Source organism: Paenibacillus sp. FSL K6-1330 (genome assembly GCF_037976825.1).
Classification (GTDB): domain Bacteria; phylum Bacillota; class Bacilli; order Paenibacillales; family Paenibacillaceae; genus Paenibacillus_AQ.
In genome coordinates this window covers 618769-631184 of record NZ_CP150269.1, presented here as the reverse complement: position 1 = coordinate 631184, position 12416 = coordinate 618769, and the positions used below count along the sequence as shown (strand labels likewise).

8 protein-coding genes are annotated in these 12416 nt (G+C 50.8%); all 8 read right to left on the bottom strand.

From position 1 onward, the window contains the following. Window positions 1-76: 76 nt before the first annotated feature. Complete coding sequence (locus NYE54_RS02745) at window positions 77-676, bottom strand: TetR/AcrR family transcriptional regulator (protein ID WP_339269848.1); 600 nt, start codon at window positions 674-676, stop codon at window positions 77-79. Between the two features lie 28 nt (window positions 677-704). After that, window positions 705-2159 carry an MDR family MFS transporter gene (locus NYE54_RS02740; RefSeq protein ID WP_076322384.1) on the bottom strand — a complete coding sequence of 485 codons (1455 nt, stop codon included), beginning with the start codon at window positions 2157-2159 and terminating at the stop codon, window positions 705-707. Window positions 2160-2438: 279 nt separating this feature from the next. Next, window positions 2439-3158 (bottom strand): glycerophosphodiester phosphodiesterase family protein, encoded by a 720-nt coding sequence (locus tag NYE54_RS02735; protein WP_339269846.1) that lies wholly within the window; start codon window positions 3156-3158, stop codon window positions 2439-2441. 248 nt (window positions 3159-3406) lie between these two features. After that, a complete protein-coding gene (locus tag NYE54_RS02730; RefSeq protein ID WP_339269844.1) occupies window positions 3407-4267 on the bottom strand; it encodes a carbohydrate ABC transporter permease in 861 nt (286 codons plus the stop codon). After that, the gene (locus tag NYE54_RS02725; protein ID WP_339269842.1) at window positions 4257-5207 is read right to left on the bottom strand and encodes a sugar ABC transporter permease; all 951 of its coding nucleotides are present in this window, start codon (window positions 5205-5207) and stop codon (window positions 4257-4259) included. The genes NYE54_RS02730 and NYE54_RS02725 overlap by 11 nt, the downstream gene beginning before the upstream one ends. 5 nt (window positions 5208-5212) lie before the next feature. Then, entirely contained in the window at window positions 5213-6550 is a 1338-nt protein-coding gene (locus NYE54_RS02720; RefSeq protein ID WP_339269841.1) for an ABC transporter substrate-binding protein, read from the bottom strand. A 296-nt stretch (window positions 6551-6846) separates the two neighbouring features. Then, window positions 6847-7401, bottom strand: a complete 555-nt coding sequence (locus NYE54_RS02715) for a glycerol-3-phosphate responsive antiterminator (protein WP_076322389.1) — start codon at window positions 7399-7401, stop codon at window positions 6847-6849. Between the two features lie 634 nt (window positions 7402-8035). After that, on the bottom strand, window positions 8036-11878 hold the full coding sequence (locus NYE54_RS02710; RefSeq protein ID WP_339269840.1) for a discoidin domain-containing protein: 3843 nt from the start codon (window positions 11876-11878) through the stop codon (window positions 8036-8038). Window positions 11879-12416: the final 538 nt, after the last annotated feature.

Here is a 12416-nt window from a genome sequence, read left to right as displayed (position 1 = left end):
ATGTGCAAGATAGTACGCAGAAAGGCCGTTCCGGGATAGACTTATCAAGTCTTCCGAAACGGCCTCTTTATCTGACTTAGCGATGGATAAATAGCGGGTCAACAAAGCTTCTGCAATATTCCTCCGCAATCTGCTCCGCGCTGTATCCCATATCACGCATGTAGAGAATGATATCCGCGCGCGGCAGAGATGCGAGCATCACAGAGGTAAACTGAGGGTCAAGCGGCATCAGTACTCCCTGCTCCGCCGCACGCTCCAGCAGGCGCTTAATCTGAAACCGTAAAAACGTGAAGGGCGGGTTCTCGCACATAATGTTCTTGGTTTCCTCCAGACGGTCAGAGGTCAGCATCACCCTTAGCCACTCCAAATCTTCATTGAAATGCAGAATGACCTTTGTCATCACCGTCCGCAGCCGATGAGCCACCGGTTCACCTTCGCTGCTCTGAAGGTAAACGTCCAGCCCCTCCATAAACCGATCGATCTTGGCTTCCATCAACGTGAAGCAAATCTTGCTCTTGCTGGGGTAACGGCGGTACAAGGTGCCTTGCCCGATCCCAGCCGTTTTCGCCACTTGATGCATGGAGACGTCCTCGACTCCGTATTTATTAAATAAAGCCTGAGCCGTATCCAAAATCTTTTGACCCAACTCGTCATTCTCTTTCGGCAATGCACGCATCCCTTTCTAATTTGAACACACGGGAACCTTATGCAGCAGACTGTTCTTCTTCAACGGGTGAAGTTGTACGTTTAACAAATAAGCCCAGTACTAAAGCGATGATTGCAAGAACAAGTCCGATTACAAAAGCATTATGAAGACCGGCAACCATGCTCTCTACCGGATTGAGATCCCCGGTTGTTTCAACGTAATTTTTAGCACCTGCTGTCATGATGCTGATAAAGAGCGCCATACCTACGGCTCCTGCTACCTGCTGCAGTGTATTCATGATGGCTGTTCCATGCGGATACAGCAATCGCGGCAGCTGATTCAACGCTGTAGTCTGGGCCGGCATCATAACCATCGAAATCCCTATCATCATCATAACATGAAGGAAGATGACATAACCACCGGTCCATGAAGAGTCGATGCGCGAGAACAGGAAAATGGCGACGCTCAAGAGAGCAAGACCTGGGATAATCAGAACTCTCGGTCCGAATTTATCGAATAGCTTTCCTGTAATCGGCGCCATCAATCCGTTGATGATACCGCCTGGCATCATGACAAGGCCAGCTGCAAGCGCAGTTAAGCCCAGTGCGTTCTGCAGGAACAATGGCAGCATGATCATAGTGGAGAACATGCTCATCATCAGCACCAGCATCAGCACGGTTACGAGCGAGAACATCGGAAATTTGAAGGTACGCAGATCCAGCATCGGTTCCTTCATCTTCAGTTGGCGCCATACGAAGAGCAGCAAGCTGATAGCCCCTGCCGTAATGCACCATACTACCTTCGGATCAGACCAAGTGCCTTCTCCGGCACTGCTGAATCCATATACGATACCCCCAAAACCGATAGTAGACAGAATAATCGAGATATAATCAACCTTCGGCTTGGTCAGGATCGATACGTTCTTAAGGAAAACCGCTGCAAATGCAATGGAGAACGCAGCAAGCGGAATGACCAGATAGAACAACCAGCGCCAGTTCAGCGCGTCCACGATCAAGCCGGACAGCGTCGGTCCGATCGCCGGGGCAGTCATGATGACAAGACCGATCATCCCCATGGCGGCTCCACGATTCTGAGGCGGATAAATACTAAGTATCGTGTTCATCAGAACCGGCAGCATAAGCCCCGTTCCGACCGCTTGCAGGATACGCCCTACCAGCAGCACCCCAAATACCGGTGAAAAGCCGCAAATAATCGTACCTATAAGAAATAGCGTCATGGCGCCTATAAACATCTGTCTTGTCGTGAACCACAGCTGCAGCAGCGCCGTGACTGGCACCAGAATACCGACAACCAGCATATAGGATGTTGAAAGCCACTGCACCGTCGACTCTCCAATACCAAACTGCTCCATCAAGCTTGGGAAAGCGATGTTCAGCAGTGTCTCATTCAAGATGGAAACGAACGCGCCAATAATCAGCGCGGCAACAATCGGCCCTCTCTTTATTTTGCTTAAATCAATCTTGGCCGAACTTGGCCCCACTCCCATATCCAAGAGCTTATCCTCCCTTATCTCTGTATACACGGACAATTGTCCGGTAATGCGTTTTTTATTGTAACGGACAATTGTCCGCAGGTCAACTGAAAATTTTCATTAAATTTTCAATAAAAGAAAAATCGATGCCGTCCATGGTACGAATCCGCTGGGTCATGCAGTGGACACACATAGAATTATGGGTTGTTATCTTCTTCACAAAAAAAGGATCCGCCCTACGCCGCAACTTAGGACAGATCCTTCGATATTAGTATTCACGCACGTCGGCTTCGTGAGCCGTTACGCGTTCAGCGCAATCTTCTCCTTGTATACTCTGGCCCAGCCCTCCAGATTGTTCGTAACGATCAAGAGCTCAGGGTATTGGGCAAGAGATTCCAGTACAGCCTCATCATCCGGCGTCCAGACAATGAGCTGAACCCCCCGCTTGCGCGCTTCCTCCATAAATGAAGGGGTCACGTAAACATATTTAACGGACACATAACGAGCGCCGATCTCCTCCAGGTAAGGGAATACCGATGGCGTAGCTCCATATATCACCAGGCCCAGCTCGATTTCAGGGTCCAGGGAACGTGCTCGTTCAATGGAATAATGATCGAAGGAGGTGAGGAATACCTGCTTCTCCATGCCTGTATCCTTGATCACGTCAACAACCTTTTGTTCCAGGCCGGGATAGGTATCCCCCATCTGCTTCAGCTCAATGTCAACGATCATCCGATCCTTGGCAAAGCGCAGAGCTTCCTCCAGCGTGGGAATGACCTCTCCTGAACCTGCATCCAGCTTGCGTATTTCATCCAGCGTGAAGGCATTGATTGTCCCTGTTCCGTTGGTCGTCCGGTTTACCGTTGGATCATGGATCACAACAGGCACGCCGTCCTTCGTCAGCTGGACATCCAGCTCCAGGTGCGAGAAACCAAGCTCCAGCGCTTTCCGAAAGCCCAGCATCGTGTTCTCCGGGTATTTCAGCGGATACCCTCTATGAGCCAATCCCCGTACTTCCATGTACCATTCCCTCCAAACTTAAGTCGATTGATGGCCTCGATCACGGCCAATACCGTACGTTAACGGACTGAGTTACGTAATCGGGATGCCATTTGAAGCTCTATAGGACTGTTCGCCATGAACCTTCCGATCCCTGCTGTCTGCAGCGGATCATAACCTTCGGGAGAAAACAGAGAGACGGCATGGCGGTGTATCCTTGACCACCGTTTCCATACCGTCTAGAATACCTGCTTCATCCGGTTATGCGGTTATTTAAACGTCGAATTCGCCATCGCGGCCACGATATGCTTCTGCATGACCGTAAAGACCAGCACGATCGGGATAATCGCCATGACGCTGGACGCCATAATGACATTGAAGAACATGGCTTCATTTCCGGCAATGGAGTCCCTCAGCATCGCAATACCTACCGTTAGCACGCGCATGTCGTTGTTATTAGTCATGATTAGCGGCCAGAAATACGAGTTCCAGGACGAGATGAAGATCAACACGCCCATGGTAACGATCGTCGGCATCGCCATCGGGAATAAAAGCTTGTACAGTATGGAGAAACGACCGGCTCCATCCACCCGCGCCGCTTCCAGCACGTCGTTGTTAATCGATTTGAACGCCTGCCTGAGCAGGAATATCGCGTAGGCGGAAGCCCCGTGGGGCACGATGAGCGCCCAGAACGTATTCAGCCAATCCAGCTTGGACATCATGACGTATACCGGAACGAAAATAACCTGCTCCGGTACGATCAATGCGGCGAGAACGAGCAAGAATAGAGCGTCCCGTCCCCAGAACTTCCCCTTCGCAAATGCATACGCCGCCATAAGCGCCACGTTCAGCTGCAGAATAATCGTTCCGACCGCCATCAGCAGCGTATTGCCGAAAAATCGCGCATATGGGATAACCCGGAAGGCTTCGGCAAAGTTCTGCCAGGCAAAGGTTTCCGGCCAGAATGTAGGTACGGCCATCCGCATCTCAGACTGTGTCTTGAGCGCGCTGATCAGCAGCCAATACACCGGAAAGAACATGACGAGCGTCACGATCACGGCTCCGATGATACGGAACGCCATCATGGTCTTTCGGTACTTGGCGGACCCAGCCATATAATTATCCTTCATAGTGCACCTTCTTCCTGCTGACCACCCATTGTACCAATGTTAACAGCAATATGATTACAAACAGAATCATGACAAGCGCCGAGGCTCTTCCTGTTTTGAATTCATCAAAGGCCATCGTATAGATCCAGTACACAATCGCGTTTGTTGCCTTGAGCGGGCCGCCGTCCGTCATGACGTCGATGGACTGGAACACCTGCATGGAGGAGATAAAGCTCGTGATGACAAGAAACAGTGTCATAGGCGACAAGAGCGGCAGCGTAATGTTGCGGAACTGCCGGAACTTGCTGGCTCCATCAATCGAAGCCGCCTCATAATACTCGGCCGGAATCCCGCGCATGCCCGCGATAAAGAGGATCATCGCAAAACCGACGCCCTTCCAGACCGAAACGGCAACCAGCGCCGGCAATGCCGTCGAAGGGTTGGTCAGCCATTCGACCGGTTCCATGCCGAACCAGGAGACAATGGAATTCAGCAGCCCATATTGCCCGTTGTAAATCCAGGTAAATACCATGGCGGCGACAACCATCGAGACATAATACGGCATGAAGATTACGCCGCGCATGAAACCGAACAACCGTGAGGATGACACGTTGAGCAGCAGCGCCAGCAGCAGCCCGATGACAAGCGTGAACACTACGTCCATAACGGTGTACAAGAACGTGACCTTCAAGGAGTGATAGAAATCCGGGTTTGACAGCAAGCGCGTATAGTTATCGACGCCCACGAACTTCTTCATGGGCCGCGTCATATTCCAGTTCGTAAAGCTGATGTACACGGAATAACCCAGAGGATAATACAGGAACACGCCCATGAATAACAACGCCGGGACCGCGAACGAGAAGTCCTTCCACTTCTCGATCAACGTATGGGAGATCCGTTTAGAGACCGAAGCGGTCGCCCGATTGGACGCCGCCTTTGTCATATGTTTATTGGTCTCCATAGGCATCACTCATAGTCAGCCAGAATATCGTTGATCTTCTTGGCTGCATCCTGCATAAGTGGTGTCGGATCTTTTTTGTTCAGCACCATTTCCCCTACGACTTCTTTGTAAACTTCGCTGAATTCAGGGTAAGCCGGGTGCTGCATGCGCGGTGTCACTTCGTCAAAGTGCTCGTATACCGCTCTGTATTGCGGCCATCTTTCGAAATATTGATCGCCTTCCTCAGACTCGATTGCGGATTTTCTTGTCGGCAGGTATCCAACGGATTCAGCCCACTTAATGTTTTGCTCCGCCGAAGTCATGAACTCGATGAATTTCCAAGCCGCTTCCTTCTCCAGATCCTCGGCACCGTCCATCATGACGATCCCCGCACCGCCGATGTTGGAGGTCCGTACTTTATCACCAGGGATGAAGGATACGCCAACCTCGAAGTTCGCATTCTCGCGGTACATTTTCAGCATCGCGGAAGTATGCTGTACCATCGCGATTTCACCGTTCAGGAACATTTGACGCATATTATCGGAGGCCCCTTTACCGAAGCCCATATGCATGCTGCCGTCATTTTGCCACTTGTAGAAATTCTGGAGGTAACGGAGAGAATCCTCATTCTCGACAGCCGAGGCACTCAGGTCCTCCGTCAGAATTTGTCCACCGCCGTTAATGTTCCACGGGTCATAGTACCATGTGTCCCAGCCTGGAACAGAGAAAGCATAACGCGTCGTTTTGTCGCCTTCCTTTTTCGTTACTTTCGCATTGAAATCCTCGATCTCATCCCATTTCGCAGGAGGCTCTACGCCCAGCTCGTCCAGCATCGTTTTGTTGTAGACGAATACGCTGGTGCTGACGATCAGAGGGAATCCGAATTGTTTCCCGTTGTATGCATAAGCGTTCAGCATACCTTGAGCGAAATCCTCCATCTTCACTTCGTCGCGCTTAATCCACGGACCCAGATCGGCAAAAACGCCGCTATCCGCAAAGTTAGCGAGTGAAGATACCTCAACATTAGTAACGGCCGGTACATCGTTCGCTGCTACTGCAGCCGATAATTTTTTGTGAAGATCAGGATAGCCGCCTTGGAACACCGGTTCTACCGTAATATGTGGGTACTTCTTCTGGAACTCTGCGATCATGTAGTTCAAGCCTTCCAGTTGAGCATCCGCATGGGCATGCCAGTACTGGATTTTGACAGGCGTTGTATCATTCTTCATATCCATCGAAGCAGCTTCCACATCGTCGAGCGAAACCTCTCCTCCGGCACTTTCACTTCCACCGCCGCCTCCGCAAGCCGTGGTAATAACCATAAATATGGTCAGTAACATTAACAACCATGATTTCTTTTTCATAGATGATCTGTTGTCCCCTCTCGAATCTATTCATCATTCATCTTCATCACTACTGTCTATCCACTTCATCAAATGGCCGGTTTAACGGCACGCGGATCCTAATATGGGGGGGATTCCCCCATCCAATCAATCCGTCTACCCCTTAAAAAGCGCACAAAAATAGAGACGTCAAAAGAGCGCAACCTAAGAGCCACCACCTCCTATAAAAGCTAAAGTAGCTGCTACTCGGGTTATCTCATCGTCTCCACCCCTAGCAAATATGTAATTATAGTTAATCCATCAACCGTACAGGAATCTTATGTCCAAAAACGCGTATCTCCTGTAGATACGAGGTCTGCACCATTTGCCAGCGCCTCATCGATTTCTTCCTCGCTTCGTAAAAAACCTCCCACAATAAGCGGACAGTGAATTTCCTTCTTCAGGTCGCGGATCACGCGGGGTATGAGTCCCGGCATTAATTCCACCTCATCCGGACGGGCTTGTCCGATCATTTTCACTGCGGTTCTTAAAGCTGTCGTATCAATGGCAAACACTCGCTGTATCGAGCTAATGCCCGCTTGGCGCGAAGCCAATACCGTATTCGTCTTCGTCGTAATAATCCCGTCGATCTTGTACGAATCCGCCAAATACTGCACAGCCGAATTATCCCGGCCAATGCCGCTTACCATCTCCAGATGAACAAACACTTTTTTGCCTGAGGAGTGAAGTCGATTAACGATATCCCTGAGTTTTATGATATCGCCTGTCATCAGGTTCACACGCTCCACCGTGCTGTTCACAGCTGCATCGATCTGTTCCAGCTTGGTAATCGAAGCGATTACGGGAAGACGCCGTGTCCTTTGATCTGCCATAAGTGCGTGTCCCCCTTCTACCGAACACTCTTATGATAAAGCGATAAGATCATGACAGTATTAACGATATGTAAAATCTGTGTTAACGGCACTCATCAAGGCTCCGATATATCATGTATACGCTTACTATTCAGTTAACAACAGATTCTGCTATATCCCTGGTTTGTTGGATTCCCCCTAGACTTAGGATCATTCGGTTCAGCGAAGAGGTTAGGATAGCGCTTTCAGAATAGCTCGCCAAACTATTTAATATCTATCATAGAGGAATGATTTAGCCATAGTCTATAGCGAAATTTGTATTATTTTGTCGAATTTAAAAGAATATCAACTCAATGTAACAAATATCATGGCACGAACGACGATACTATGACACCGCTACACCCCAATAGAGCATGCTCTTGTTGGAGATTTACGAGAGTAAAAAGGTGTGATCATGTTTCACCCGTCCGCAGTTACGGTGCATCTAGAAAAAGGCCTCCTGCAGCGTAGGCTAAGATCGAACATGGAACAGGCCGCCCGAAAAGTTCGGACGGCTTACGGTTCCATGCTTCAAATGCACCATTCGGGTCTGCTCTGCACGTAGCTTAGCTGCTCGTTCTGCAAGCCGCGCTGATCTTGCTTCACAGCTTGAGTATTAAGGATTCACATTAATCGTAAACGTCGATGTGTTATTCTTGATCGGCGTTACGGTATCGGTGATCTTCAGGTTATTAAAGGTCACGCTGCCAACGGCCGGACCTTGGTTCGGTTCCGGCATTTCGTTAGCCCAGATCCCTACGCCTGATTTCGCGTCAAATGCGTCGCCGCTCTTTTTGGCCCCTGTGATCGTAATGTTCGTAAAGATCGTATCCTTGACCGGATTCTGCGGCTGCCCGCCAACATAATTGGTCTGGAACATAATGCCGTGGTAAGTCGGATCGATAATATCTACGTCCGTTACCCGAATGCCTTGGAACACCTTCGAGGCTGAGAACAGCCACATCGCCGGGAAGGTCTGCTGGTCCCAGAAATGGCCGCCAGCACGGACAATCGAGATATTCTCGAATTGGGTCGGCGGCGATGCTCCGAAGCCGTTCATCGGGTATCCGAAATCCAGCGAGCTGATCGTGACGCCGGAATAACAGAGCGTATCCGCAATGTAGATATTACGGAACGTATTGCCGTATCCTCCATATACCGCAAGGCCCGCCGCACGCCAGGTCAGCAGCGAAGTCAGATTCTCGTAGACGTTATCCTTCTCGTCTGCCCCTCCCGCATCAATCGCGGAGAACAGAGCAAAGCTGTCATCACCCGTTGCCCGTGCCTCAATGTTGCTTACGAGATTGTTCGTGCTGCCATTGGTCATGTTGATCCCGTCAGCAAACACGTTGCGGATCCGGGAGTTGGTAATTTTCATGTAATCCGTGTTGGCTCCCCAATACATGCACACTTGGTGCTCCACCCAGATGTTATCGATCGTAATGTTCGCGACATTCGAGAAATCGAACACTTTACCCGGTCCGTCGATCCGCGAGGTGTAATTGCCAAAGTATGCAAAGTTCGCGAAGGTAGAGCCGTTCGCCGTTGAATTGATGGAAAATCCGATATCGGTATTGTTCTGTGACGATGGGGCGGTAAAACGCGTAAACCATGGACCCGCACCGACGATCTTCACGGGCTTGCCGTAAACCTGGAGCTTATTCGAAGTCTGATAGGTTCCAGCCGGGAGATAGACGCCGACCAAATTCCCCGTCGTATCCATGCGGAATTTATCCAAGGCGTTCTGCACGTCCTGATGCGTAAAACCTGCCGGAACGACATATTTAGCCGGGTCCGGATTCGGAATTAACGACACCTGTTCCAGGTTGATAAAATCAATGGCGTACTGGCTTGTGTTGGCCGCATCCTTCTGCAGGCGGATTTTGCTGCCCTTCGGGATGGTGGTGTCAAACATGATGTTGGCCTCGTCATATATATGACGAGGTGCTCCCTCAGATGGGCTATTTCTTGGATCGGCCTCATCGCCATACAGCCATGCATATTTGGAAGTGAGATTGATTGCCTTCGTAAAGACGCCATTCACATAGATGTTCAGCGTGGCATCGATCCCTCCGCCGCCAGGCGCATCCGGAATCGAGAAGCGCGTAACCAGACTATTCGTGCTGGCTTTCGTCGTGAACTCTACGAAGCTGCCTGTTGAATTGAGTGTGACCGCCTTCCGGCCGGCTGCTTCTCCGGCAATATCCCCGATGTTGCGGTTCGGCCCGACAACAGCCGCTCCGCCGCCAACGACGGCATCCTCAGCCTCATACATGTCGTACGGCATATTTGCGCCCCGCCCGATAAATAGTGGGCTTGTTGAGATGTTGTTACCTTGCTTCACCGGCAGCTCATTGGCATCCACAGCCACCTCGGTCTTCACGTTATACTTGCCGTTGGCAGCCGTCCAACTGCCGACGTTCACCGGCTGAGCCGAAGCCCCGCTGGCGATGGCGCCATTCACTGTGCCTGTAAAGGTCTGAATGATATTGTTCGTATTCGCATCGCTCAAGGTCACCTTAATGTTGTGGGCTCCTCCAGCGGATGCGGCCGTACCCTGGTTCTTCACCGTAACGGTGAAATTCACGCTGTTTCCGGCAGCTGGATTGCCCGGTGACCAGCTCGTCGTTGCCACCAGGTCGGAGCTTTGAACAGGGCTGATGACCATGGATGTCGGATGCATGTAGCTGTTGTTGACTTCGTTCTGCTCAATAACGGCATTGTTCTCATCCACCTTGGCTGTGAGCTGATACGTACCAGCCTCCTTCGCACCAAGATTCAATGTCACATTAGCCGAAGCACCGGCTGCCAATCCTGCCACATTCGAAGTACCGAGCTTGGTATTGCCGTGGTAGAAATTTACTGTTGTCGCCCCGGAAGACAAAGTTCCGATATTCTTCACTACTGCCGTTACTACAATGCTGTCGGTTTCCACCGGGTTCACCGGTGACCAAGACATTCCCGTAATCGTCAAATCCGGATTGGAAGCAGGCGTGCCGATGACCTGAAATTCGGCAATTTGCCCTCCGGACGAACCGGTATTTGCGGTGATTCTCAGCTGTACGGCGCTAACCTTCGCAGCAACCGGAATGGTCACGGTATTTCCCAAAGCCGGGTTAAAGGTATACTGCGCAGCGGATACCAGATTCGTGAAGGTGGTACTGTTCTGATCGTGACCCAGCACCTGAATAGTCTGTGTCCGCGTTCCCCACTGGCTATCCGGATTCAGTTTCAGTACGACCGAGGAGATGTCCGAATTTGAGCCTAAGTCGATGGTCAGCGTATGCGGATAGCTGTTTGCCCCACCTTCCCAATACGTGCTCAAGCTGCCATCATTGGCATTGGAAGCGGCATAAATGTACTCGTTCGATGAAGCTGTGATCGGTTTGTTCAGTGCGAGATTGGTTCCGGTGCCTCCGCTGCCACTGCCCGTGCGGGTCACCGTGTTGCTAGCGGCAGATACATTACCAGCAGCATCTTTGGCCTTCACATAGTAACTGACAGTGGCAGCAGCAGGCTGATTATCCGTATACGTCAGCACATTGCCGGCTACACTTGCCCTCACCGCATGATCGGCATAAACATCGTACCCCGATACACCGACATTGTCGGCTGATGCCGACCAAGTCAGCTTAATCTGACCAGAAGCAGGCTCAGTATAAGCGAGGTTACCCGGGGCAGCCGGAGCCTCTGTATCCCCGGTTGGAGCCTGGCCGTATACTTCGAACTCGGAAATCTGACCGGCAGGCCATGCCGTATTGGCCGTGAAGAGCAGCCGCACATATCGCGCCGATTGTGCCGTCAGATTGATCGTAACCTTATTGCCGTCTGCCGGATTAAATGTATAGGCAGCGGATGAAGCCAGGTTGGTGAACGTCGAGCCGTTGCTGCTGGCCTGTACGGTCAAGGTCTGGGATCTCGTCTCCCACCCGCTCGCGGGCAGCTTCAATATCACTTTGTTGACATTGTAGGAGCCATCCAGATCCACCTGAAGCCACTGTGGAAAGGCATTGTTATTGCTTTCCCAGTAGGTGGCCTGGTTAGAGTCATTGGCATTCCCGGCAACATAAGTCTGGTTATAGGAGCTGGCTGTCATATTCTTGCCCGCCGCCAGATTGCCAGGCTCCACCACGATTACGGCATCCCCGGATGCAGGAGCTTTACCTTCTCCGGATCCACTGCCGGGAGTGCCTTCATTACCTGAGCCATCTCCAGGCACCTCCTCATGACCTGAACCAGGCTGCCCTGTGTCCGGATTATCACTAACGGGTTCCCCCGTCGCGGGATCGCCATCCATTTGCTGCCAATCTCCAATCTGAGTGGCTGGGTGCGAATCGGTATGGGATTGTTCCGCAAAGCCCGGGTCAGGCACGATGATCAGCTGTGTCCATATCAGAATCCATGCGAGTAAGCTCATTACAGCAGGCTTGATTGTATTCATCAACCTTCTGGATTTCATTATCCAACCTCCTGATATCAAATGCTTTCCTTCTGTACATTGCATACATAATCTCGCCTTTTTGGCCGCATGTTGAAAGAAAAAAAGTATGCGCTTACATTTATGTTCCGTTCGTGCCGATCACCTCCCTTGAACTTCTATGTGCCCTGTGTCGGTCAACCGTCGCCGCAGTACTCCACGTCACGCCGCAAACGCGAATAACCTTGTTGGTTAGCCCTAACAAAGGTAAAATCTTGAGTACTAGCAATGTTTGTAGTGAATCATCCGGAAAATATAATGAGTGGGTATGTTGGTTCACGCGCTGCTGTAAGATAAGTAACACGATATTGCCGTGAGTAAATCTGCGGGGGCTTAACGGTGGGTGACAAGCACATTCCATGCTGTGTCATTACTATAAAGGATTCCCAGAAGGATTGACGATGCGCGATTGTATGTTTTTTATGTGAATTTCTATGCGAGGAAAGGAACTTTCAAATGCTGAAAAAAAGCCGACCAAGAATAAATCCTTGTCCGGCCAGGGCTGATAATCCTCCACGCA